A 24,150-nucleotide genomic window follows, 5' to 3' on the forward strand; every position below is an offset into this window, starting at 1 on the left:
CATGCTCGGCGCCCATGAAGCAAGCCGGCCTGGACCTGAACCTGAGCACGAAGAAGACCCGCAAGCAGGTGTTCCTGCAGGAGATGGACCAGGTGGTGCCGTGGGCGTCCTTGGTCGATCTCATCGCCCCGTACTACAGCGAAGGACGCACAGGCCGCCCGCCCTTTGCCTTGGAGACCATGCTGCGGCTGCACTTCATCCAGCAATGGTTCAGCCTGTCGGACCAGGCGATGGAAGAGGCCCTCTTCGATATCCCCCTGTACCGAGAGTTCGCGGGCCTGGACGCCCATGGTCGCCTGCCCGATGAAAGCACCATCCTGCGCTTTCGCCACCGGCTGGAGCGCCACAAGCTGGCCGAACAGATCCTGATCACCGTCAACACCCTGCTGGAGAGCAAAGGCCTGTTGCTCAAGGAAGGCACGGCCGTCGACGCCACGCTGATCCCAGCCCCCAGCTCCACCAAGAACAAAGACAAAGCACGCGACCCCGAGATGCACTCGAGCAAGAAGGGAAATCAGTGGCACTTCGGTATGAAGGCCCACATCGGGGTAGATGCAGACTCTGGCCTGGTCCACACCGTGCGCGGCAGCTCCGGCCACGTGGGCGACGTCACCGAAGGCAACAGCCTGCTGCACGGACAGGAAACAGACGCCTTCGGGGACGCTGGCTACCAGGGGATCGGCAAGCGCCCGGATGCCAAGGACAGCGTCACCTGGCACATCGCCATGAAGCCAGGCAAGCGCAAGAAGCTGAGCAAAGACAAGGTATCCGATGTACTGGTCCACCAGCTCGAAAAGCTCAAGGCCGGCATCCGCGCCAAGGTGGAACACCCGTTCCGGGTCATCAAGCGCCAGTTCGCCTACACCAAGGTGCGCTACCGGGGGCTGAAGAAAAACACGCAGCAGTTGCACACGCTGTTCGCCCTGTCCAACCTGTGGATGGCGCGCTACCGGCTGATGGGGTGAAGGATTGAGGGGATCGGTGCGCCTGTGTGGTGCGGGGGAGGGTCAAAAAGGCCCTGGATGCACCGGAAAGCAGGCGGCAGACCCTTCTGAGAGGGGCATGCGCCCCTGGAATCCACGATTGAGATCACGCGTAGGGGATGTCACATTGCAAATCGTGTTTTGCAGGACATCCCTAGGCCTCACGGCGCGGTCACTCCGGCCTGTTGGGAACGAGTTTCTCCTTTAGCGCCAGAACGGCGGCTCTGCGATCAGCGCGAAGAGCTGGAACTACATACAGCTCGTGAAGTACGTCCGATAGCGCAAGCAGGATTAATCGAAGATGCCGAGACTCCCATCCGTCGTAAGCGTTCTCGTGGACCTTAGTGCTCGTGACCTGCTGAATGGTCAGAAGGGTGTCAAAAAAAGTCGGCTCGACTTCAGGATGAAGGCCCTTCAACGACTTAATGCGATCCTCGTAGTTTTCGCCAGCTGCCTTGTGAAGAACGCCAAGTTCATAAACCAATTTTCTGGCGCAGGCGGAAGCACCTGTCAAAAAGTTACTCTTAAGGCAGCCTTCGGCTTCAGTCAATAATTGCCGGAGCACTCGTGGAATTCTGTCGTCGAGGGCGAAGAACGACGTGGGAACAGAATAAAAGAAGGCTTCGTCCAGAACGCAATCATCATCGTCAATCTCGAATCGAAACTCGGGCTCGTTCCGTACGGTCCCGATGTACTTGGTTTCAATTTCTACGAAGGCCAAATGCATCGAATCGTTTTCGCACGACGAACACCTTGTGATGTAACCAAAGCAAGGTTTTGCATCCGTCCAATCGAACCGAAATTTCGCGCTAACCACGTAAGCGACATTTCTGCGATTGCAAAATGGACAGTTGTAAACGCAAGAGTCTACGAAGTATCGGGAATCTAGGTGGGATTGATCGGGCATGATGAGGATTGTGAGGCCTAACGCTGGAGTTAAGCGGCGGCGAAGCCGTCCGCCTTGAACGAATGGTTAGCCACCGTCGGCGATGACAAGGCCGTGGTGCTGCTCGAGATATTTGAGCATGCGATCGAGTGCGGAAATTATATCGAGTTGGTTGGCGCCAAAAGCATAGTAGCCACTACGAAGAGCGTCGTCTGAGACGGATCCAGGAATGGTGCCGGAGCTAACCTTTTGCTTGGAGCCATCGGGTAGTCGCAGAGTTAGTGGATAACGAAAGCTGCGACCTTCGGCTTCTCGTACGCCGCCAGGACCATAGTTTTGGATGTTTCCGTTGTAGCAGGCGTTGCCGAGGATGCTCTCGAGCTGGACGAGAATTTGACGACGAGATTTCTGAAGCTGATCGGCCAAAATACTTCCCCTGTAGTGGCTAACGCAATATATCCCGCAGAACCTGCGGAATAAGCTGGACGAGGCGGGATATTCTGGGCACGGCTTCCTACTGAAAGTGGCTTGCAGCCTGGGTTGGCGATCGATACGCTGTGCAAAAACACAGGTATAAAAATCCCATGAAACCCGGCACACCTGTTTTGCGCTCCACACGACTGTTGGACCAAGTCCGGGAGCGTGTTCGTTACCGGCACTATATATAGCCTCAGCACCGAGAAGGCCTACCTGTATTGGGTACGCTTTTTCATTCGTTGGCATGGCCGCGCCGGAGGTATGCGGTATCCGCGTGACATGGGTGCGCCAGAGGTGGAGGCTTTTTTGACCATGCTGGCCACCGAGCGCAGGGTATCGGCATCCACGCACAACCAGGCCCTCAGCGCGTTGTTGTTTCTATATCGGGAAGTGCTGAGCATCGATTTGCCTTGGCTGGATGGCGTGAGCCGCCCGCCGCAAAAGCGCCGCATTCCCAGTGTGCTGACCAAGGAGGAAGTGGCCGCGCTGTTCCAGTTTCTCAACTCGGACATGCGTCTCTTGGCGCAACTGCTGTACGGCACGGGAATGCGCCTGATGGAGGGGCTGCGGCTGCGCATCAAGGATGTGGACTTTGACCGCCATGTGATCATCGTGCGCGAAGCCAAGGGCAACAAGGATCGGGTGGTGATGTTGCCGCGTGCTTTGGCTCCCGCATTGCGTCAGCAGCTTTTGCACGCCCGTCATGTTTGGGAAGAGGACCGGCAGGCGCAGCGCGGCGGTGTGCAAACACCGCATGCACTGGAGCAAAAATATCCTCGGGTCGGCAGTACCTGGGGGTGGTTCTGGTTGTTTCCATCGCCGACTTTCTACATCGACCCGCACACAGGCTCTGAACGCCGCCATCACTTGTTTGAAGAGCGGTTGCAACGCGCAATCAAGAGGGCCGTGGCCCAGGCGGGCATTTGCAAGCCCGTTTCTGTGCATACCCTGCGCCACAGCTTTGTCACGCACTTGCTGCAATCTGGCACCGATATACGCACGGTGCAGGAGTTTCTCGGCCACAGCGATGTGTCGACCACCATGATCTACACGCATGTGCTGAAAGTGTGCGGGCAGAACGGTCAGCCCGCTGGACACCATGGGTTTCGGAGCATGACAGACCGCTTTGAGGTTGCCGGATGAATGTCTCTTGTGGGTCGTTAACAGCCATTAATCGAAGGCCGCTCCGGGCCCCTCGCCGCCACACACACAACGCCAAGCGGGCCGCCACATACTCACCCACCCTTAACCGCCGCCACAGCACTACTCGAAAACTGCATAACCACCACCCCCACCACAATCAACCCAGCCCCCGCCAACCGCCCCGGCGTAACAGCACGCGCAGCAAAGCCAAAGAGCCCGTAGTGGTCAAACGCCAGCGCCGCCAGCAACTGGCCCGCGATCACGGTGGCCATGAAGGCGCCGGCGCCTATGCGGGGGGCCAGCACCAGGGCGGCGGTGATGTAGAACACGCCGACGATGCCGCCCAGCCAGGTCCAGGCCGGGCCTTGGGTGGCCTGCGAGAAGTCTGGCGCGGGCACGCGCAGCAGCAGGACCACGGCCACCGCGGCCACGGCGCTGACGGCCAGAGATACCAGCGTGGCCCAGAGCGGGTGCCCCAGGCCACGGCCCAGCGCGGCGTTGGCGCCGGCCTGTATCGGCACTACGGCCCCGGCTGCCAATGAGACCAACAGGGCCAGCAAAGAGGTTTGTGTGTTCATGGTGTTGCTCCAGATAGATGCGTGTTGCCTGGAGTTTGGTATGCCGCTATCTTTAATACCAATTCTTGTTTTGTCAGTGAAACATGCAGCGAATGAATAATTTGCGCTCGGTGGATCTCAATCTGCTGACCATCCTGGAGGTGCTGCTGGCCGAGCGGCACTTGTCCCGCGCGGCCGAGCGCCTGCACATGAGCCAGCCGGCGGTGAGCCATGCGCTGGCTCGGTTGCGGGTCTTGCTGGGCGATCCTTTGCTGGTGCGTGGCCGGGGCGGCTTCCAGCCGACGGCGCGGGCGCTGGAATTGGCGCGGCCGCTGGCCGATGCCTTGCAGCACATCCGCTCGGTGCTGGGCGGCGCGGTGTTTGCGCCTGGCTCGGCTCGGCGGGTGTTTCGGCTGGCGGCGTCTGATTACGGTGCGGCCATCGTTCTGCCCGGGCTGCTGCGCCGCCTGCGGGCCGAGGCGCCTGGAGTGGACCTGGACCTGGTCTACGCCAGCCGGGCGGCCATGGCGGCCGGCGTGGCAGACGGCGAGATCGATCTGGCGCTGGGCGTGTTCACGCAACTGCCTGAAAGCCTGCGGCGCGAGACGCTGTTCAACGAGCGTTTTGTCTGCGCGCTGGACCCGGCCACGCTGCCCGCCGATGCCCCGCTGACGCTGCAGGCCTACCTGGCGCGCCCGCACGTGCTGGTGGCTGCGGGCGATACAGAGGTCGCGACCGAGGTCGATGCCGCACTGGCGCGCAAGGGCCTGGCCCGGCGCATCGCGCTGCGCCTGCCGCACTGGACGGTGGCGCCCATGGTGATCGCAGGCACCGACCTGATCCTTACCGTGGCGCGGCGCGCACTGCCGCTGCAAACAGCAGCCGTGCTGGCCGTGCGCGAGGCGCCGCTGGCGCTGGCCCCGTTCGCCTTCGAGCAGGTCTGGCACAGCCGCACGCAGGGTGATGCGGGGCTGGGGTGGTTGCGTGCGGCGGTGCAGCGGGTGGTAGAAGCGGGAGATTCAGATTTCCCTGAACGGATGTTTCTGTGAAGCTTTTGAACACTTCGATGAGCGATGCGGTTTCCTAAGCGCTTTTTGATTGGTTTTTAGCAATGTGCTCTAATTTCTTTCGTTGACACCTCTGTCAATGGTGATTCAGGAGCGACATGTGAGCCACGCGATTGCAACAAACGACTTTGCGGCACCCGTTCAGGGGAAAGCGCAACGATCGGGCGTGCGCGTGGTCAATGGCCGGCTGGTCAGCAAGACCCTCGGCGACCCTGATATGTCGGAGCGAGTTGGACAGGCCATGGCTTCGCTACGCAAGGACCCTGCAAAACTGAAGGCTTTCTACATCCAGCAAGGTGTCTTGACGCCTGGCGGAAAGCTGGCCAAGCGCTTCGGCGGCTGAGTTGTACCAGCGGCTGCCCAATTGGGTGCTTGGGTTCCATGGGACCGATGAGGACACGGTCAAAGCAATCCTGAACAGCCCGAACGCTCACCTCGCCAAGAGCGAAAACGATTACGACTGGCTGGGCCGTGGCATTTACTTCTGGGAAAACGACCCAGAGCGGGCGCTGGAATTCTCGGCGACCAGGATGCGCTGGAAGAAGATCAAGGGCAAGAAGCCTGCCGTGATCGGCGCCGTCATTGATCTGGGCCTTTGCCTGAACCTCTTTGATCAGCCCGCTCTCGCGGAGCTTGCACGTGCTCACGAAGAGCTTGCCTTTGACATGAACCTGATGGGCGTTCAGATGCCCACGAACGACGGCAAGAACAAAGACCGCGTCTTCCGTCGTCTGGACTGTGCCGTCATTGAGCACGCGCACCGGCTGCGTACGGCAAAAAGAGTGAACTTGCCTGCCTACCAGACCGTGCGATCTGGGTTTCATGAAGGCCAGGAGGCGTATCCGGGCTCCGGCTTCTTCAACAAGAACCACATCCAGATAGCGGTCCGCGACGAAGGCTGCGTCAAAGGCTATTTTTTACCCAGGGCGTAAACCACCCACCTGCGTTAAGTTTTATTGGTTAAATATGCCTCTAGCCCAGGCGCAGCCTGGGCTACTAGCTATCTATTTTGTAGTTCGCCCGACGCGCCCCGCCAGCAGGCAGCCAATCGCCAGGGCCTGGCACAACAGCACCGCGCCAAAGTAGGTGGCCGTGCCTTGCCCCAAGGCTGGCGCAGCGGCACCGCCATGCACCAGCAGCAGCGCAAAGCTGGCGGGCGCAAAGGCATACAGTGCCTGCGATAGCGCCACGCTGCGGGCCACCACGCGCGGCACCTCTTCGCGGGAAAATTCCAGTTGCGCGATCAGCGGCGGCAGCGAGGTCGCATTGCCTATGCCCAGCCCGAACAGCAGCACGCCCAGCACCACCAGCGGCAGTGCGTGCGCCCCGGCCACCAACAGCACGGCAGTGCCCACGGCCTGGATGCCGTAGCTGGCGCAGGCGACCAGGCGCCTATCGGTGCCGGGCCCGAGCAGGCGGGCCACCAGCGTTCTGCCCGCAATGCCGCAGGCGGTAGCCAGGGCCATCACCCAGCCAGCGGCCTGCGCGCCCATGCGCGGCACCAGCAGCGAGTAGAGCTGCGTGATCAGGCCGATCTGCGCAAACAGGCCCAGCGCCATCGCGGCGGCAAGCGTCACAAATACCCGGTCGCGCCACAGCGCCCGGCGGGGCAGGGCGGGTGCAGCGATGGCGGCGCTTGCCGTGGCCGCGCCATCGGCGGCTTGCCCTAGGCTGGCGGGCGTCTTTGGCAAAACCTGCCACGCCAGCGGCAGCACCACCAAAAGCATGGCCAGCCCGACCACGACTGATGCCGCCACAAAGCCAAGGCTCCCGATCAAGGCCACCCACAGCGGCGAGAAGAGCACGCCGCCCACGCTGGCGCCGTTGTAGGCCTTGGCCAGCGCCATCGGGCGCTGCTGCACAAACCAGGGCGAGACGATGGCGTTGATCGCCGCCGCGCCCAGCGGCACCCAACCGCCGCCCGTCAGCGCTGCGGCCACCAACAACTGCCAGGGCTGCACGGCCGTCGCCCAGCCCACGATGCCAATGGCCAGCGCGACGGCCCCGCCCGCTGTCGCAGCGGCTATGCCCACCCGCCGGTGGATGCGCGGCAGGCAGGCCACCACGCCCGCGCCCAGCAGAAAGTGCAGCGTGACCGCGCCCGACACCAGCGACAGCGGCCACCCGGTGCGCAGCACCACCGCGTGCAGAAAAATGGGCGGCCCATAAAAGCCGACGCCCCAGCCAAACACGGCCAGCACAAAGGCGGCGCGCACAACGGTATGGCCGTAGGAACGGGCGGGTGCTGGCAGGGTGGAAGCGTGCATGGAGATGAAGTTTTAGAGACCCAAGACAGCCGATGGTGGCGTCGCCACATGCCCCGAAGCTTCGTTGCAGAGCGAAGCATTCCCCGCCGGCCCTCCTTTAAGCTGGCGCCTGCATGAACACCAATCAAATCGCCCGTATCGCCGCACTGGTGGGCGAGCCCGCGCGCGCCGCGATGCTGCTGGAGCTGATGGACGGCCGCTCGCTCACCGCCAATGAGCTGGCCCGCGCGGCCAGCGTGTCGCCGCCCACGGCCAGCAGCCACCTGGCGCAGATGGTCGAGGCGGGGCTGATGTGCGTCGAGCAGCGTGGCCGGCACCGCTACCACCGGCTGGCGTCGGCCGAGGTCGCCAAGGTGCTGGAGGGCATCATGCGGATCGCCGGCGATGCGCACTCCCGCCGCACCGTGGTGGCCGGCCCGCGCGACGAGGCCATGCGCACGGCGCGCATGTGCTACGACCACATCGCAGGGCGGCTCGGCCTGGCGATTGCCGAGCGGCTGCAGGCCGATGGCGCGATAGTTTTCGAGGGCGATGCGGGGTTGGTGACTGCGGATGCGGCGCAGGTGTTGCAGCGCTGGGGAATTTCGCTGGAGACTGTCCCCACCACCCGGGCGCGGCCGTATTGCCGTCCCTGCCTGGACTGGAGCGAGCGCAAGTCGCACCTCGCGGGCAAGCTGGGCGCTCTGATCTGCACGCACTGCCTGGACCAAGGCTGGCTGACGCGCAAGGCTGGCGCCCGTGCGTTGACGATCACCGGCGCCGGTGCGGTGGCGCTGCGTGATCTGCTGGGGCTGGAAGCCTGGCAATCTATAATTTAAATGAGAACCATTATTGATGGTGCGCATGGGCTGCGGCGTCTGGGCGCGCCCGCGCGTCCCGCTTATTTCCTCCGGCCTGCTCCCAAAACCCTCAGCTCACCGTGTCTGCCGCATTGCCATCGTTCCCCGCTCTGGAGGCGCTCTACAAGGCGCACCAGCCGTGGCTGCTGGGCCGGCTGCAACGCCGCCTGTCCAATCGCGCCGATGCCGAGGACGTGACGGCCGAGACCTTTGTCCAGGTGGTGGAGCAGGGCGGCACGGCCGAGATCCGCGAGCCCAGGGCTTTTTTGACCACCATTGCCAAGCGGGTGCTGTTCCACCTGTGGCGCCGGCAGGACCTGGAGCGCGCCTATCTGCAGACCCTGATGCACCTGCCGGAGTCCGTGGCGCTGTCGGCCGAGGAACGCGCCTTGCTGGTCGAGGCCATCGAGCAGATCGACCGCGCGCTCGACAGCCTGCCCCTGCCGGTGAAGACCGCGTTTCTCTACAGCCGGCTGGACGGCTTGACCTACCCCGAGATCGCGGCGCAGCTTGGCGTCTCGCTGGCCACGGTGGAGCGCTACATGAAGCGCGCGCTGCTGCAATGCCTGAAATGGACCTCGTGAGGCCCGAGCTCGCCGAGCGCGTGCTGCACGAGGCCGTGCATTGGCAGGTCCGGCTGGAGTCCGGTGCCGCGACCGAGGCGGACCGCCTGGCCTTCGAGCAGTGGCGCGCCGCCGATGCCGCGCACCAGCAGGCCTGGCGGCGCGTGGCCAGCCTGCTGGAGAGCCCGTTTGCCGTCGTGCGTGAACTCGGCTCACGCTCGCCCGGGCAGATCCAGGCGGCCCAGCAGACGCTGCTGCATGCGCGCCGCCGCAAGATGCTGCGCGGCGTGCTGGCGCTGGCCGGTGTGGGGAGTGCCGCAGCCTTGGTGGCGGATCGCTTCGCGCCCATCGGGCAACACATGGCCGACCTGCGCACCGGCACGGGCGAGCGCCGCCGGTTCGCATTGCCCGACGGCAGCAGCGTGCTGCTCAACGCCCGGTCGGCGGCGGATGTCGCGTTTGGCGATGGCCTGCGGCTGCTGCATCTGCGGGCGGGAGAAATCATTGCCACGGTGGCGCCGGATGCGGCGCGGCCCTTTGTCGTGCAGACGGCGCATGGCCGCGCACGGGCGCTCGGGACGCGCTTCCTCACCAGCCTGCGCGATGGCCAGACCCAGGTCGTGGTGCTGGAACACAGCGTGGAGCTCGAGACCCGCGAAGGCCAGCGCGCCAGGCTGCAGGAGGGCGAGGGCGCGGCTTTTTCTGCCGAGCGCATCCAGCGCATGGAAGGCAGCGCCACCAACCGCGCCGCCTGGTCCGGCGGCATGCTGGCGGTGGACGACGCGCCCTTGGGCGAGGTCATCGAGGACTTGCGCCCCTACCACGCCGGCTTCATCCGCATTTCGCCCGCTGCCGCTGGCCTGCGGGTGTTTGGCGTGTTCCCGCTGGGCGATGTTGACCAGGTCCTGCAGACCCTGGCCCACACGCTGGCGCTGCGTGTGCGGCGCTACGGCGACTGGATGGTCGCTATCGATTTGCGGCAGGCATAGCGCCATTGCAGAAACCTGAAAAAAGAGTGAGGGGTTCCGCGGGTTCGTTCCACAAGGCTATGGAAGACCCAACCAAAGGAACCCTCTCCATGCATCCCGGCAAGTCAATCCGCCCGCAGCTCAGCCATGTCGCAGCCGTAGCCGTGCTGGCCTGCGCCCAACTCGCAGCAGTCGCCCACGCCGCCGGGCCGGCAGCAGCCCTGGACCTTCCGGCCGGCCCGCTGGGCGCCACGCTGACCCGCATCGGCCAGCAGAGCGGCCGCGCCATCGTGGCCGACCCGGCGCTCATCAGCGGGCGCCAGGCCCCAGCCGTCAAGGGCATGCTGTCGGCCGACGATGCCGTGCGCCAGGCGCTGGCCGGCACCGATCTGGCGGTGGACACCACGCCCAACGGGGCCCTGAGCATCCGCCGCAAGACCGCGGCAGAAGCAAGCCCGCCCCCGGCCCCGGCCGAGCCCGCCAAGCTGTCCGAGGTGACCGTGATGACCCAGCGCATCGGCGGCAACCTGATGCAGCCCACGCGCCAGCTCACGGTCATCGAAGACCAGGAGCTGCACGACCTGCGCGCCACCTCGCCCAACCTGGCCGCCATGCTGACCAAGAGCGTGCCGGGGCTGTCGGACTCCAGCCGCAACCTCACCGACTTTGGCCAGACCCTGCGCGGGCGCAACGTGCTGGTGCTGGTCGACGGCATTCCGCTCAACACCAACCGGGACTCTTCCCGCAACCTGATCAACATCGAGCCCAGCCGCATCGAGCGCATCGAGGTGCTGCGCGGCAGCAACGCCATCTTTGGCAGCGGCGCGACCGGCGGCATCGTGTCGGTGACGACGCGGCCCGTGGGCGGCACGCCCGTGGCGGAAACCACGGTGTCCATGGACACGGCGCTGTCGCACCTGAGCCGCGAAGGCATGGGCGCCCAGGTGCAGCAATATTTCTCGGGGCGTGGCGAGGTGGTTGATTACGAGGTCGATGCCTCTTACCGCCGCATCGGCGGCTCCTATGACGGCCATGGCGACCGCGTGGCGCCCGACGCCAGCCAGGGGGATTTGTTCGACTCCAACACCTACAGCCTGGGCGGCAAGATCGGCCTGCGCATAGACGCCAACCAGCGCCTGCAGTTTGCCGCCAACCATCTGCGCGCCAGGCAGAACACCGACTACGCGAGCGACCCCGCCGTCTCCAGGACGCCGCTGGGCAGCACTGTGGCACGGGCCATCAAGGGCCTGGACCTGGCCGAGCAGAACCAGGTCGAGAACACCATGCTGAGCGTTAACTACGACCACAAGGATTTGTGGGGCAGCTCGCTGTCGGTGCTGGCCTATGCCCGCGACAACAGCACGCGCTTTGCGCCATCCGACTTGCGCAGCAATGCCAACCGGGGCGGCAACGTCGACCAGGTCATGCAGAACGACAAGGTCTTTGGTGGCCGCGTGACCATAGACACCCCGCTGGGGGCGGCGCGCGACAGCCGGCTGATGTGGGGCGCGGACTTCATCCAGGAGCGCAGCAACATGCCGATCGACGTGTTCGACCCGGCCATCTACGACGCCAGCGGCGGCCTGGTCTTTCGCACCGTCAAGCAGCAGATGTACCTGCCCTGGACCAAGACGCGCAGCCTGGGCGCTTTCGGCCAGTTGCAGCACAAGTTCAACGACCAGTGGTCGGCCGAGGCCGGCCTGCGCTACGAGCGGGCCAGTGCCTCGTTCGACGACTTCCAGCCGCTGTCCCAGTCCCGGCTGGCCAACCCGGCCACGGTCAAGGGCGGCGAGGTCAGCTACAGCGCCGTGATGCACAACGCCGGCCTGGCGTTCAAGCCTTTTGCGGGGCATGAGGTCTACACCTCGTTCAGCCAGGGCTTTGATCTGCCTGATGTGGGTCTGCAGCTTCGCAATGCGCAGGCGGGCTTCGACATCAACTCTTCGCAACTGGAGCCGGTCAAGACCGACAACTACGAGATCGGCTGGCGCGGGCGCTTTGCCAGCACCACGGGCTCGCTGGCGCTGTTCCGCTCAAGCTCCGACCTGGGGGCTGTGCAGTCCTTCAACAACGGCCTGGTGCTGACCCGCACCAGCGAGCGCATTCGCGGCGTGGAGGCCACGGTCGATCACTATGGCGATAGGGACATCTGGGCCACCGGCGGCACGCTGACCTGGATGCAGGGCCGCGAAACCCCGCAGGGCGCGACCGATTCCCGGCCCATGACCGGCTACCGCATTCCACCGCTCAAGCTCACCGGCTATGTCCAGTACCAACCCGATGCGCGCTGGAGCACGCGGGTGATGCTGACCTGGTTCGGCGCCAAGGACTACCGCCTGGCCGATGGCCGCACGCAATTTGCCCGGGCCGACGTGAAGAGCTACTACACCGTAGACCTGGTGACCCGCTACAAGCTGGACAACAAGAACACGGTGACCGTGGGCGTGCAGAACCTGTTCAACAAGTACTACCTGCCGCTCTACAGCCAGTTGCTGCGCAGCGGCAACAACAACAGCCGCCTGCCGGCCGCCGGCGCCGTGCTGACCGTCAGCTACACACACCGCTGGTAGGCAGCCCATGGGGCGCAAGCTCTGGGTGGCCCTGCACCGCTGCTGCGGCCTGGTGCTGATGGCCTTGCTGCTCGTGAACGCGCTCACGGGCAGCCTGATCGCGTTCGAGCACGAGCTTGACGCCTGGCTCAACCCCGGGCTGATGCGCACCGGCCATGCCCGGCCGCCCTTGCCGGCAGACGAGTTGATTGCACGCGTGGAACAGTCGGACGCACGGCTGCGCGTGGGCCAGTTTCCGCTCGACGGGCAGCCGGGAGAATCGCTTGAGCTGCGGATCGTCCCGCGCATCAACCCCGCCACCGGCAAGCCCCATGCGCTGGGCTTCGACCGCTTGTTCATAGACCCCGCCACAGGCGCCGTGCTGGGCCAGCGCCAATGGGGCGCCTTCAAGATCGACCGCCTGCACCTGATGGCTTTCCTGGACGTGCTGCACCGCAAGTTCCACCTGCCCGGCAAATGGGGCATGTGGCTGACGGGCGGCATGGCGCTGCTGTGGCTGTTGTCCTCGCTCGTGGGCGCCTGCCTGACCCTGCCCAGGGCCGCAAGCTGGGCCGGCGGCTTCTGGCGCCGCTGGGTGCCGGCCTGGCAGATCAAGCGCGGCGCATCCTGGTCGCGCACCAATTTCGATCTACACCGCGCGGCCGGGCTGTGGAGCCTGCCGGCCGCCGTGCTGCTGGCGGTCTCCGGCGTCTACTTCAACCTGGGCGACGAGGTGTTCCGGCCCGTTGTGCGCTGGTTTGCGCCGATCACGCCGCACCCCGTGCAGGCACTGCCGCGGCGCGCCCCGCCGCTGGCGCCGCCCGCATTCGCCACGCAAGAGGCCGTGCAGCGTGCGCGGGCGCATCTGCCGCCCACCGCGCAGCCGTTCCTGCCCTGGTACGCCAGCCACATTCCCCAGCTTGGCGCCTACCGCATCGCCTTCAAGGAAGACGGCATGCGCGAGCGCCTGCTGCGGCTGCGCTACGAGCAGGTGTTCATCGACGACCAGACCGGCGCGCTCAAGGGCATGAGCGGCTATGACAGCGGCTCGGCCGCAGACCGGCTCCTGATCTGGCAGTACCCGCTGCACACCGGCCGCATCCTGGGCTGGTGGGGGCGCGTGCTGGTCTGCATCACAGGGTTGGCCGTGGCCCTGCTGTGTGGCACGGGCCTCTTGGTCTGGGTGAGCAGGCGAAAGGCGCGCGCCGCGAGCCGGCGCGGCGGGGGATTTTGATGAAAAGTGCCTCTAGCCCAGGCGCCACCTGGGCTATTAGCTATCAATTCAGTAGTTTCGGCCTGTGCGCGGAGGCCACACAGCCCGCCCATTCACGATTTCCATAGCGCCCCCATACAAATCCGCCACCAAGGCCGTAAAAGCTTGCACGTATCCTGCAAGGCATTTCCCTGTGTTCTTTTGAGACCTGCCTTGCCATGACGGACTTCCCCTTCGCGCCCGACGCCATTTCCCCCGCCCGCCTGCCCGATCTGCTGCGCGCCATGCCCAAGGCCGAGCTGCACATCCACATCGAGGGCTCGCTCGAGCCCGAGCTGATCTTTGCGCTGGCCGAGCGCAATGGCGTGGCGCTGCCCTATGCCAGCGTCGATGCGCTGCGCAGCGCCTACGCCTTCACCGACCTGCAGAGCTTCCTCGACATCTACTACGCCGGCGCCAGCGTGCTGCTGCAGGAGCAGGATTTCTACGACATGGCGCGCGCCTACTTTGTGCGCGCTGCGGCCGACAAGGTGCTGCGCGCCGAGCTGTTCTTTGACCCGCAAACCCACACTGCGCGCGGCGTGGCGATGCAGACGGTGATCCATGGCCTGCACCGCGCCTGCACGGATGCCAAGGCCGACTTCGGCATAGACGCCGAGCTGATCCTGTGCTTCCTGCGCCACCTGAGCGAGGAAGACGCCTTTGCCACGCTGGAGGCGGCGCTGCCGTTTCGCGACAAGTTCATTGGCGTCGGCCTGGATTCGAGCGAGCTGGGCCACCCGCCCGAGAAGTTCGCCCGTGTCTTCGCGCGCAGCCGCGAACTGGGCCTGCGCCTGGTCGCCCACGCCGGCGAGGAAGGCCCGCCGGCCTATATCTGGAGCGCGCTCGACGTGCTGCAGGTAGAGCGCATAGACCACGGCGTGCAGGCCATCCACGACGCGGACCTGATGGCGCGTCTGGCACGCGAGCGCATTCCCCTCACCGTCTGCCCGCTGTCCAACCAGAAGCTCTGCGTCTTCCCCGACCTGGCCGACCACAACCTGGGCGCGCTGCTGGACGCAGGCCTGGTGGCCACCGTCAATTCAGATGACCCCGCCTACTTCGGCGGCTACATGAACGACAACTTCCTGCAGACCTTCGCCGCCACCGGCCTGACCGCGCGGCACGCCTACCAGTTGGGGCGCAATGCGTTTGAGGGCAGCTTTGCCTCGGACGAGGCCAAGCGCGGCTATGTGGCGCAGTTGGACGAGGTGTTCCGCAGCTTTGCCTGACGCTGCCCGCGCGCAAGAGCAAACAGCGGCAGCGCCGCCAGCGCGCAGCACGCCGCCCCCAGCCACACGCCGCCCCAGCCCGCCAGCGGCAGCCCCTGGCCGATCGCCAGCGGCGTGGCAAAGCAGACCACGAACACGGCGGTATTGGCCATGCCCAGCGCCGTGCCCACGCGGCGCGCGCCAGCCAGTGTGGCCAGCTCGGCATAGGCCACGCCGTGCCAGGCCGACACGCAGGTGCCGGCCAGCGCCAGCCACACGGCAACTGCCACCGTCAACGCGGTATGCGGCACGGCGCGGCCGGCATATAGCGCGGCTGCGGCCAGCACGGCAAACAGCAGCACGCTCAGGCCGGTGCAGGCGCGCAGGTAGCCGCGCCGGTGGCCGTGGCGGTCGGTCCAGCGGCCGCTGGCGATGCGCATCACCATGGCGCCGGTCTGCAGCGCCACCATGGCGGCGGTGGTGACGGCGGTGCCGGCATGCAGCACGTCGTGCAAAAACACCGTGCCAAAGCTCAGGATGGCAAATTGCGGCGCGCACAGGATGCCAATGGCCAGCACCAGGCGCCAGATCTGGCGGTCGCGCAGCGGGCCGGGCGCGGGGCTGCCGGCATCGGCCACGGCCGCCGTGGCAACAGGCCCGGCCGGCTCATGCAGCCAGCGCCAGGTCAGCATGGCCGTCACCACGCAGGCCGTGGCCAGCAGCGCATACACGGCCGCAAAACCCTGGTGCAGGGCCAGCGCCGGCAGCACCAGCGCGCCCAGGCCGCCGCCCAGCGGGATGGCGGTCTGGCGAATGCTCATGGCCAGGCCGCGTTCCTCGGGGCCAAACCAGGTCATCACCGCGCGGCCGCTGGAGCCGTTGACGCTGCCGCCCAGCAAGCCCACCAGCAGCAGCCCGCAGGCCAGCAGCGCCAGCCCGGGCACATGGCCGGCGGAGGGGGAACCCCACAGCGCCATGGCCGCCAGCGCGGCGGCGGTGCTGCCCAGGCCCAGCAGCAGCACCGGCCGGTCGCCCCAGCGGTCGGTCAGCAGGCCCCAGGGCAGCTCGCCCAGCGCCACGCCCAGGCCCATCAGGCCCAGCACCAGTCCCAGCGCGGCGTTGTCCAACTGGTAGCCAGAGCGCACCAGCACGGCAGCCGTCGGCAAGCCGTTGATGGCGGCAGAGAAGCAGGCATTGGCTGCCACGCCCACGCCCAGCACCTTCCAGCGGTGGCGGCGGTCAAACACGGGGGCAAGGGCAGGGCGGTGCGGCATCGAAAACTCCAGCGCGGTATCAGGGATGGGGAGTCTTGCGCTGCGCGTTGATCCTGAATATCAGAAAATTCAGGCTCTACGGTTTTGTTAAACAGGATGGTTGCCATGGGCACGATCAACCTCGACATCGATGTGCTGCGCAGCTTTGCCACCGGCATGGCGCTGGGCAGCTACGCCCGCGCGGCCGACCGGCTGGGGCGATCCACCTCGGCCGTCAGCGCGCAGCTGAAGAAGCTCGAAGAGCAGGCCGGCACGCCGCTGCTGCGCAAGGCCGGCCGCGGCCTGGCCCTGACCGAGGCCGGCGAAACCCTGCTGGCCTACGCGCGCCGCATGCTCGACCTGAACGACGAGGCCGTGGCCGCCGTGCGCGGCACCGACCTGCAAGGCCGCGTGCGCCTGGGCTTGCAAGAAGACTTTGGCGAGCGCCTGCTGCCCGACGTGCTGGGCCGCTTCGCCCGCGCGCATCCCCGGGTGCAGATCGACGTGCGCGTAGCCCGCAGCAGCGAGCTGCGCGAGGCCATCGCCACCGGCACGCTGGATCTGGCCCTGGCCTGGGACTGCGGCCCGCCCGGCCCGGGCGGCCAGCACATTGCCGAGCTGCCCCTGCACTGGATCGGGCCGGCCGGCAGCGCCACGCAGCCGGTGCCGGTTGGCGAGCCGCTGCCCCTGGTGCTGCTCGACGCGCCATGCCCGCTGCGCGAGATCGCCACCGCCGCGCTCGACGGCGCCGGCATTCCCTGGCGCCCGGCCTTCAGCAGCGCCAGCGTGGCCGCGCTGTGGGCGGCATCAGCCTCTGGCCTGGGGCTGACGCTGCGCACCCGCATCGGCCTGCCGGCTTCCCTGTGCCTGCTGGACCCGGCCCGCAGCGGCCTGCCGCCCTTGCCGGGGCTGGGCCTGTCGCTCTACCGCACCCAGGCCGCGCTGGAGGCCCCGGCCGAGCGCCTGCAGGCGCTGCTGCTGCAAACCGTGCGCGAGCTGCTGCCGGTTGTGGTGGGGGAATTGTAACTACTCAGCCCCCTGAGGGCAGAGGTGGTCGAAGCCTGGGGCCTACGTACAGCGGCAGGCCCGCCGAACGGTGCAGGGCGAGCGCAGGCAACCGAACAGCATCGCCCCTACAGCACAGGCTGCCTGGTGTTCCCCGAGAAGACACTGATGAGGCAGTCAAAGAGGCAGGCGCGCTGCTTGCGCATAGTGGCCAGATAGGAGCGCAGGGTAAAGAAGGTATCGGCCCCCTCCCGCGTGCGAAAGCAGCCCGAGACCTTCTGTCGGACCTTGGACATGCGCAGGGCCTGCTCGGCCAGGTTGTTGGTAAAAGGCACGTCCGCATCGGTCATGAAGCGCCAGACCTCGCGGCGGTGCACGCGCAGGCGCTTGAGCAGATTGAACGCCTTGCTCTGCTGGTGGCGGCCCTGTCTGTTGCGGGGCGCCCCCGAGGGCAAGACCTCCGGGTGCAGCCGCTCCCCGCGCTGCAGCAACTGTTCCCACTGCGCTTCGAACCAGGCCTGGCGCTCCAGCGGAAGTGGTGAGTCTGCTTGCGCCACCTCGCGCTGCGCCTGCAGCAGCAGCTCCATCATCTCGCGCGCCCAGCCATCCCAGATCCTCTCGCCCATCTGCTCGTGCACGAAGGTCAGCTCCCGCAGGTGGTGCGCATTGCACAGGCTGTGCGTGCAGTCCAGCCCCTTGTAGCTGGCCAGCCCGTCGTGCACCAGCGTGCCCCGCACGCCGGGCAGGATGCCCAGGGCTTCGAAGGCTGCGCTGCCACGCTTGGCATGCAGCCCCAGCCACGTCAGCGAGGCCGTGACGGCGCAGTGCAACCAGGCCAGGGTGCCCTTGACCCGGATACCGGTCTCATCGGCGTGCACAACGGGGGCGCCTTGTACGGCCTGCCCGATGGCCGCTACCGTGGGCGCCAGGGTCTGGGCCGCCTGGTGGCAGAAGGCCAGCACGCTGGCTTGGGACAGGGGCAGGCCAAAGGCGTCGCGCAGGAGCTCGCAGGTGCGCTGCAGGGGCACCAGGTGGTGCTGGTTCAAATGCACGGCCAGGGCCTTGGCCCGGGGGCCGTATTGCGTGGGAGCGCTGATGCCCTCGGGGAAGCTGCCTTGGTGCACGGCCCCGCAGCGGCAGGTGGAGCGGATCAGTTGGTGTTCGATGACCTGGGCGCGCAGCGCCGGGAGTTCGAAGACCTGGCGCTGGGCGATGACCTCGTGCTGGGCCAGCAACTCCTGGCAGGCGTTGCAGCGGGGGGCACTCTGGTGGGTGATGACCTGGTCGACTTCGGCGCTCTGGCGCAGCGTGTGGCCGCCGTGGCCCTTCTGGCCGCCTAGAGGGCGCTGGCCGCTGGGGCGCAGGGACTTCGGGGCGGGTTTGGCCAGGCCATCGCTGGAGGGCGGCTTGCTGGAGTTGCGGCTGTTGAGGGCCAGCCGGGCTTCGAGCTCGGTGATGCGCGCTTGCATCACTGCGAGCTGGGCGGTGAGCGATTGCACCTGCCCCAGCAGCGGCCACAGCATCCTGATCAGTTCGTCCTTCTGCGCGTGGCTCAGCGTGCTGAGATCGGGCAACGCTGGGAGGTCGGGCTGGCTCGGGTGGCTGGGCATTGCCGCTATTGTCTATTAGCGAATCCGGGGACCTGAGTAGTTACAAAATATTGATGAAATATGCCTCTAGCCCAGGTGCGGACTGGGCTTATAGCTATCTATTTCATAGTTTTGCTGCGCGGGCGCCGCTGTCCCGCGTGCGCGGCCCTGCCTGCTGCGCCGGCTGGCAGAATCCGGCGCGATGAATACCTCGCCCGTTTCCTCCGCCACGCGGCCCGCGCCTGAGCCGCGCAGTGCCTACCGCGCGTTTCGCGCCATCGGCACGCGCTGGGCCGACAACGATGTGTATGGCCACGTCAACAACGTCGTTTATTACAGCTGGTTCGATACGGCGGTGAATGCGCACCTGATCGAGCAGGGCGCGCTCGACATCCATGGCGGCGCGACCATAGGGCTGGTGATAGAGACGCAGTGCAATTACTTTGCGCCGATTGCCTTCCCCGATGCGGTGGAGGCCGGCATACGCGTGGCAGCACTGGGTTCGTCCAGCGTGCGCTATGAGGTGGGCTTGTTTGCGGCCGGCGGCGAGCTGACGGCTGCGCGCGGCCATTTTGTGCACGTCTACGTGGACCGGGCCTCGCGCCGGCCGGTGCCTTTGCCGGCCCGGCTGCGCGAGGTGTTGGGGGCGCTGCAGTTCATACCGCAGGCCCCCTTGTCGCTCTAGTTAGCGTTACCCAACACGATGCCTTCGCGGCGCGGGTCGGCGCCGCCCTGCAGCACCGGGCCGCCATTGCGCGTGGTGCTGATCACGGTACCGATGCCGCTGGATTGCGCCGAGGTGGACACGGTGTGGCCCAGCGCCCGCAGGCCGACGATCAGCGGGTCGTTGTTGCCCCCGTTTGTGATGTCCAGCACCGGGTGCTCGCCGCCCAGACTGGTGGTGACGCTATTGCTGGCGCCAAAGTCCACCAGCGAGGTGGCTTGCTGCGCATCCAGGCCCCAGTCGAGCACGCCGACGATGGTCTTGGTGACGTACTGAATGATGGTGCCGCCGCCTGGCGAGCCGGTGCCCATCAGGAAGTCGCCCATGGAGCCGTCGGCTGCCTTCTTGAACACCAGCGTGGGCGCCATCGAGCTGCGCGGGCGCTTGCCGGCTTCGAGCTTGTTGGCCACGGGCAGGCCAGCGCTGTCGGTCGGGGCGGCCGAGAAGTCGGTCAGCTGGTTGTTCAGGATGAAGCCCTGCGTGAAGTGGTAGGAGCCCATGCCCGCTTCCACCGTGGTCGTCATCACTACCGCGTTGCCGGCGGCATCGACGATGGTGAAGTGCGTGGTGCCGCGCTCTTCGATCAGCGACACGCCCTGCGCCGCCGAGCCGAAGACGCCTGCCTGGGCCGTGCCCATGCTCTTGGTGGTGTCGATCAGCGCAGCGCGGCTCTTCAGGTAGGGCTTGTTCAGCAGCGTGTTCCAGCTACCGCCAGGCAGGGGCGTGAAGTCGGTGTCGGCCACGTACTTGTCGCGGTCGGCATAGGCCAGGCGCTCGGCCTCGCTCACCAGGTGCACGCCTTGCACCGTGGGCTTGCCGCCTTCGGCCAGGCTGCCGGTGGGCTTGAGCGGGGCCAGGTTGAAGTTCTCCAGCACGCCAAGCGCCGACGCCACGGCGATGCCGCCGGACGAAGGTGGCGACATGCCGCAGACCCAGTAGTCGCGGTAGGTGGTGCAGACCGGGTCGCGGCGCTTGGCCTGGTAGTTGGCCAGGTCACTGAGCTCGGTCAGGCCGGGCGTGATGGCCACGGCCGGCGAGCCGCCGCTGGTGGCCTTGATCTTGGCGACGATGCCCGCTGCCACCGGGCCGGTGTAGAAGGCGTTGGCGCCGCCCGCGGCGATGGTGCCGAGCGTGCTGGCATAGGCCGGGTTGCGCAAGCGCGTGCCCAGGCCCTTGGGGCTACCGTCTGCGTTGAAGAAGTAGGCAGTGGCCTCGGCGTCACGCTTGAGGCCGGTGGCGCCGCCGGCGATGGCGTCAGCCATGCGGCCGCTGATCAGGAAGCCGTCGGTGGCCAGGCCGATGGCCGGGGTGAACAGCTCGCTCCAGGGGCGGTGGCCGTGGTCGCGCCAGGCCAGCTCCAGCATGCGGACAGCGCCCGGTGTGCCGATGGAGCGGCCGCTGGCGCGCGCGCCGCCGGGCTGGGGCAGGGATTGGTCGGTGTCGCTGACCCAGCGCAGGTAGTTTTCTGTGGCAGCGGCAGGCGCGGTTTCGCGGCCGTCATAGGCCTGGACCTTCTTGGTCCGGGCGTCGTAATACAGCATGAAGGCGCCGCCGCCCAGGCCAGAGGATTGCGGCTCGACCAGGCCCAGCACGGTTTGCACGGCCACGGCTGCATCAGCGGCGCTGCCGCCGTTCTTTAGCACATCACAACCGGCCTTGGAGGCCAGGGGGTTGGCGGTGACCACCATGTACTTGGTGGCGTAGACGGCGGTCTTGCCAAGGCGGTAGCCGCTGGCAGGTTCAGGGGCGGACGGGTCGCCGGCCTGGCCGGAGCCGACCACGACGCTGCCCGTGTCGGTGCTGAGCGTGCAGGAGTTCTGCGCGGTGTCGACGGGGATGGGGGGGCCATCACCACTGCCGCCGCCGCAGCCAGCCAATGCAAGCAGCAGGGCCAGCAGCGGCGGTGTGGCGCGCCAGTGCGTGTGCCTGGACTTGGTGGACGTGGATTGAGGGGATAGGGTCATCGGTGAATTCCTCCTGCGAGACAAAGACGTTTTTGGTATGTGCGCGGCGCCGTGTGGCGGCGCTCGAGCGCAGGGAGTGTGGCATGCAAATTCCAAGCCTGATGCCACTCGCGCTGCAGGCTTGTGCACGGGATGCGAAAATGCCCGATGGCCCCGCATCGCCTTCGGCGCATCGGCCTGATCTGCACCGCACCATGATCATCAACAGCCTGCTCGATACCGACCTCTACAAGTTCACGATGATGCAGGTCGTGCTGCACCAGTTCCCCGGGGCGCACGTGGAATACCGCTTTCGCTGCCGCACGCCGGGAGTGGCGCTGGCACCCTATGCGGCCGAGATCCGCGAAGAGGTCCAGGCGCTGTGCGGCCTGCGCTTTCAGGAGGCCGAGCTGGCCTACCTGCGCTCCATGCGTTTCATCAAGAGCGACTTCGTCGACTTCCTGGGATTGTTCCAGCTCAACCCACGCAACATCACCATTACTGCGCTGCCCTCGGGCGACATCGACATCACCATCGAAGGGCCGTGGCTGCACACCATCCTGTTCGAGATCCCGGTGCTGGCCATCGTCAACGAGGTCTACTTCCGCAACACCCAGCCCACGCCAGACCTTGGCAACGGCCGCGCGCGGCTGGAGCAAAAGATCATGCAGTTGCAGGGCGAGGGACTGCAGGCGCTGAAGATTGCCGACTACGGCACGCGCCGGCGCTTCAGCCGCACCTGGCATGAAGAGGTCCTGTCTACCTTGTCGGGCCGGCTGGGCACCGGGCCGCAAGGCCAGTTCGCAGGCACCAGCAATGTGCTGTATGCCATGCAACTGGGCCTGACACCGCTGGGCACCATGGCGCACGAGTACCTGCAGGCCTGCCAGGCGCTGGGCCCGCGGCTGCGTGACAGCCAGGTGTTTGGCTTTGAGACCTGGGCCAAGGAGTATCGCGGCGACCTGGGCATTGCGCTGTCGGACGTGTACGGCATGAGCGCCTTCCTGCGCGACTTCGACATGTACTTCTGCAAGCTGTTCGATGGCGCGCGCCACGACAGTGGCGACCCGTTTGCCTGGGGTGAGCGCCTGTTGGAGCACTACCGCCACAACCGTGTGGACCCGCGCACCAAGACCCTGATCTTCAGCGACAGCTTGACGGTGCCGCGCACCATCGAGCTGTACAAGCAGTTCAACGGGCGCTGCCAGCTGGCCTTTGGTATTGGCACCAACCTGACCAACGACCTGGGCGACCCGCCGGCCCACGTGCCGCTGCAGATCGTCATCAAGATGGTGCGCTGCAACGGCCAGCCGGTGGCCAAGCTGTCGGACACGCCAGCCAAGAACATGTGCGACGACGAAAAATACCTGGCCTATTTGCGGCAGGTGTTTGAGATCCCTTCGCCGGTTTGAGCGCACTCCCTTTCCCTTTCCCAAGGAGCGCGCCCATGCGCCATGCCAAGCCCTGCAGCCGTGCTGCGGTCGCCGCCTGCCTGTTGTTGCTGCCGGCCTTGGCGCGGGCCGCCGATCTGGACGGCGCCACGCTGGCCGCGTGGTGGGGCCTGCCGTTTGCGGGCCTGCTGCTGTCCATTGCGCTGGTGCCGCTGGTGGCGCCCGCCTTCTGGCACCACCACTTCGGCAAGGTGGCGGCGGGCTGGGGCCTGCTGTTTCTGCTGCCCTTTGCCTGGACCTTTGGCGTATCGACGGCCGGCGTGAACCTGGTGCATGCGCTGCTGGCGGAATACCTGCCCTTCATCCTGCTGCTGGCTGCGCTGTTCGCGGTGTCGGGCGGCATCTTCATTAGGGGCAACCTGCATGGCAGCCCGGGGCTCAACACCGCCATCCTGGCCATAGGCGCGGTGCTGGCCAGCTTCATGGGCACCACGGGTGCCTCCATGCTGCTGCTGCGGCCGCTGATCCGGGCCAATGACAACCGCAAGCACCGCGCGCATGTCATCGTCTTCTTCATCTTCATCGTCTCCAACGCTGGCGGCTCGCTCACGCCGCTGGGGGACCCGCCACTGTTCCTGGGTTTCCTCAAGGGCGTGAGCTTCTTCTGGACCGTTTCGCACCTGCTGCCAGAGACGTTGTTCCTGGTCGGCACGTTGCTGGCCCTGTTCTTTGCCATCGACCGCTGGTACTTCGGCCGCGAGGGCGTGCTGCCGCGCGACCCGACACCCGATACGCCCGCCTTCGGCTTCGATGGCGCCATCAACTTCTGGCTGCTGGGCGGCGTCGTCGGCCTGGTGCTGATGAGCGGGCTGTGGAAGTCGCCGGTGATGTTCAACGTGTTCGGCACCGAGGTCGGCCTGCCCGGCCTGCTGCGCGATATCGGCCTGGTGGCGATCACGCTGCTGTCGCTGGCCATCACGCCGGCCCGGGTGCATGCAGACAACCAGTTCAACTGGGCGCCCATGCAGGAAGTGGCCAAGCTCTTTGCCGGCATCTTCCTGACCATCATCCCGGTGATCGCCATGCTGCGCGCCGGCACGGCCGGGCCCTTTGGCGCAGTGGTGACGGCCGTGACCCGTGCCGACGGCAGCCCTGACCCGGTCATGTATTTCTGGGCAACAGGGGTGCTCAGTTCTTTTCTGGACAACGCGCCGACCTACCTGGTGTTCTTCAATACGGCGGGCGGTGACGCGGCCACGCTCATGAGCCACTTCGCGCCCACGCTGGCGGCGATCTCGGCCGGCGCTGTGTTCATGGGTGCCAACACCTATATCGGCAACGCGCCCAACCTGATGGTCAAGGCGATTGCCGAGAGCCGGGGCATCCGCATGCCCAGCTTCTTTGGCTACATGGCCTGGTCGGGCGCCATCCTGGTGCCGCTGTTCCTGGTCATGAGCTTTGTTTTCTTCTGATAGGAGACTTC

At 66.3% G+C, this 24,150-nt stretch carries 21 protein-coding genes and 1 pseudogene; 15 read left to right on the forward strand and 7 right to left on the reverse strand.

The window, feature by feature from the left end:
• The first annotated feature begins 14 nt into the window (after positions 1–14).
• Positions 15–965, forward strand: coding sequence for an IS5 family transposase (locus tag AAFF27_09760; GenBank protein ID XAH25457.1), 951 nt, complete (start codon positions 15–17; stop codon positions 963–965).
• A 190-nt stretch (positions 966–1,155) separates the two neighbouring features.
• On the opposite strand, the gene AAFF27_09765 is transcribed toward AAFF27_09760, so the two are convergent.
• Positions 1,156–1,710: a hypothetical protein gene (locus AAFF27_09765; protein XAH25458.1), complete on the reverse strand. Its 555-nt coding sequence runs from the start codon at positions 1,708–1,710 to the stop codon at positions 1,156–1,158.
• A 246-nt stretch (positions 1,711–1,956) separates the two neighbouring features.
• The gene (locus AAFF27_09770; GenBank protein ID XAH25459.1) at positions 1,957–2,295 is read right to left on the reverse strand and encodes a hypothetical protein; all 339 of its coding nucleotides are present in this window, start codon (positions 2,293–2,295) and stop codon (positions 1,957–1,959) included.
• Positions 2,296–2,453: 158 nt separating this feature from the next.
• On the opposite strand from AAFF27_09770, the pseudogene AAFF27_09775 reads away from it, so the two are divergent.
• A pseudogene (locus tag AAFF27_09775) lies at positions 2,454–3,463 on the forward strand (integron integrase).
• Positions 3,464–3,581: 118 nt separating this feature from the next.
• Here the strand turns inward: AAFF27_09775 and AAFF27_09780 are convergent.
• Positions 3,582–4,067 carry a DMT family transporter gene (locus tag AAFF27_09780; GenBank protein ID XAH25460.1) on the reverse strand — a complete coding sequence of 162 codons (486 nt, stop codon included), beginning with the start codon at positions 4,065–4,067 and terminating at the stop codon, positions 3,582–3,584.
• Positions 4,068–4,159: 92 nt separating this feature from the next.
• Here AAFF27_09780 and AAFF27_09785 point away from each other — a divergent pair, with 92 nt between their 5' ends.
• From AAFF27_09785 to AAFF27_09795, 3 genes are all read left to right on the forward strand, one after another.
• Complete coding sequence (locus tag AAFF27_09785; GenBank protein XAH25461.1) at positions 4,160–5,095, forward strand: LysR family transcriptional regulator; 936 nt, start codon at positions 4,160–4,162, stop codon at positions 5,093–5,095.
• A 118-nt stretch (positions 5,096–5,213) separates the two neighbouring features.
• The gene (locus tag AAFF27_09790) at positions 5,214–5,456 is read left to right on the forward strand and encodes a hypothetical protein (GenBank protein ID XAH25462.1); all 243 of its coding nucleotides are present in this window, start codon (positions 5,214–5,216) and stop codon (positions 5,454–5,456) included.
• A 1-nt stretch (position 5,457) separates the two neighbouring features.
• Positions 5,458–6,045 (forward strand): hypothetical protein, encoded by a 588-nt coding sequence (locus AAFF27_09795; protein XAH25463.1) that lies wholly within the window; start codon positions 5,458–5,460, stop codon positions 6,043–6,045.
• A gap of 72 nt (positions 6,046–6,117) precedes the next feature.
• Here the strand turns inward: AAFF27_09795 and AAFF27_09800 are convergent, their stop codons facing one another.
• The gene (locus tag AAFF27_09800) at positions 6,118–7,380 is read right to left on the reverse strand and encodes an MFS transporter (protein XAH25464.1); all 1,263 of its coding nucleotides are present in this window, start codon (positions 7,378–7,380) and stop codon (positions 6,118–6,120) included.
• Between the two features lie 113 nt (positions 7,381–7,493).
• Between AAFF27_09800 and AAFF27_09805 the strand changes: the two genes are divergently transcribed.
• From AAFF27_09805 to AAFF27_09830, 6 genes are all read left to right on the forward strand, one after another.
• Complete coding sequence (locus tag AAFF27_09805) at positions 7,494–8,198, forward strand: helix-turn-helix transcriptional regulator (protein ID XAH25465.1); 705 nt, start codon at positions 7,494–7,496, stop codon at positions 8,196–8,198.
• Positions 8,199–8,299: 101 nt separating this feature from the next.
• Positions 8,300–8,803, forward strand: coding sequence for a sigma-70 family RNA polymerase sigma factor (locus AAFF27_09810; protein XAH25466.1), 504 nt, complete (start codon positions 8,300–8,302; stop codon positions 8,801–8,803).
• Positions 8,791–9,771, forward strand: a complete 981-nt coding sequence (locus AAFF27_09815) for a FecR family protein (GenBank protein ID XAH25467.1) — start codon at positions 8,791–8,793, stop codon at positions 9,769–9,771. The genes AAFF27_09810 and AAFF27_09815 overlap by 13 nt, the downstream gene beginning before the upstream one ends.
• 89 nt (positions 9,772–9,860) lie before the next feature.
• Positions 9,861–12,320: a TonB-dependent receptor gene (locus AAFF27_09820; protein XAH25468.1), complete on the forward strand. Its 2,460-nt coding sequence runs from the start codon at positions 9,861–9,863 to the stop codon at positions 12,318–12,320.
• A gap of 7 nt (positions 12,321–12,327) precedes the next feature.
• On the forward strand, positions 12,328–13,533 hold the full coding sequence (locus AAFF27_09825; protein ID XAH25469.1) for a PepSY-associated TM helix domain-containing protein: 1,206 nt from the start codon (positions 12,328–12,330) through the stop codon (positions 13,531–13,533).
• 197 nt (positions 13,534–13,730) lie between these two features.
• On the forward strand, positions 13,731–14,783 hold the full coding sequence (locus AAFF27_09830; protein XAH25470.1) for an adenosine deaminase: 1,053 nt from the start codon (positions 13,731–13,733) through the stop codon (positions 14,781–14,783).
• Here the strand turns inward: AAFF27_09830 and AAFF27_09835 are convergent.
• A complete protein-coding gene (locus tag AAFF27_09835; protein XAH25471.1) occupies positions 14,741–16,036 on the reverse strand; it encodes an MFS transporter in 1,296 nt (431 codons plus the stop codon). The two genes, AAFF27_09830 and AAFF27_09835, sit on opposite strands and share 43 nt — an antisense overlap.
• Before the next feature lie 105 nt (positions 16,037–16,141).
• On the opposite strand from AAFF27_09835, the gene AAFF27_09840 reads away from it, so the two are divergent.
• Positions 16,142–17,041: a LysR substrate-binding domain-containing protein gene (locus AAFF27_09840; protein XAH25472.1), complete on the forward strand. Its 900-nt coding sequence runs from the start codon at positions 16,142–16,144 to the stop codon at positions 17,039–17,041.
• Between the two features lie 107 nt (positions 17,042–17,148).
• On the opposite strand, the gene AAFF27_09845 is transcribed toward AAFF27_09840, so the two are convergent.
• Positions 17,149–18,630 (reverse strand): IS66 family transposase, encoded by a 1,482-nt coding sequence (locus tag AAFF27_09845; protein XAH25473.1) that lies wholly within the window; start codon positions 18,628–18,630, stop codon positions 17,149–17,151.
• A 181-nt stretch (positions 18,631–18,811) separates the two neighbouring features.
• Between AAFF27_09845 and AAFF27_09850 the strand changes: the two genes are divergently transcribed.
• Positions 18,812–19,294: a thioesterase family protein gene (locus AAFF27_09850; GenBank protein ID XAH25474.1), complete on the forward strand. Its 483-nt coding sequence runs from the start codon at positions 18,812–18,814 to the stop codon at positions 19,292–19,294.
• Here AAFF27_09850 and AAFF27_09855 read toward each other — a convergent pair.
• Entirely contained in the window at positions 19,291–21,297 is a 2,007-nt protein-coding gene (locus AAFF27_09855) for a gamma-glutamyltransferase family protein (protein ID XAH25475.1), read from the reverse strand. The two genes, AAFF27_09850 and AAFF27_09855, sit on opposite strands and share 4 nt — an antisense overlap.
• A 194-nt stretch (positions 21,298–21,491) precedes the next feature.
• On the opposite strand from AAFF27_09855, the gene pncB reads away from it, so the two are divergent.
• Positions 21,492–22,688, forward strand: a complete 1,197-nt coding sequence (gene pncB, locus AAFF27_09860) for a nicotinate phosphoribosyltransferase (GenBank protein XAH26195.1) — start codon at positions 21,492–21,494, stop codon at positions 22,686–22,688.
• 35 nt (positions 22,689–22,723) lie between these two features.
• The gene (locus AAFF27_09865) at positions 22,724–24,139 is read left to right on the forward strand and encodes a sodium:proton antiporter (protein ID XAH25476.1); all 1,416 of its coding nucleotides are present in this window, start codon (positions 22,724–22,726) and stop codon (positions 24,137–24,139) included.
• Positions 24,140–24,150: the final 11 nt, after the last annotated feature.

Source organism: Xylophilus sp. GW821-FHT01B05, assembly GCA_038961845.1.
In the GTDB taxonomy this organism is placed as follows: domain Bacteria; phylum Pseudomonadota; class Gammaproteobacteria; order Burkholderiales; family Burkholderiaceae_C; genus Xylophilus.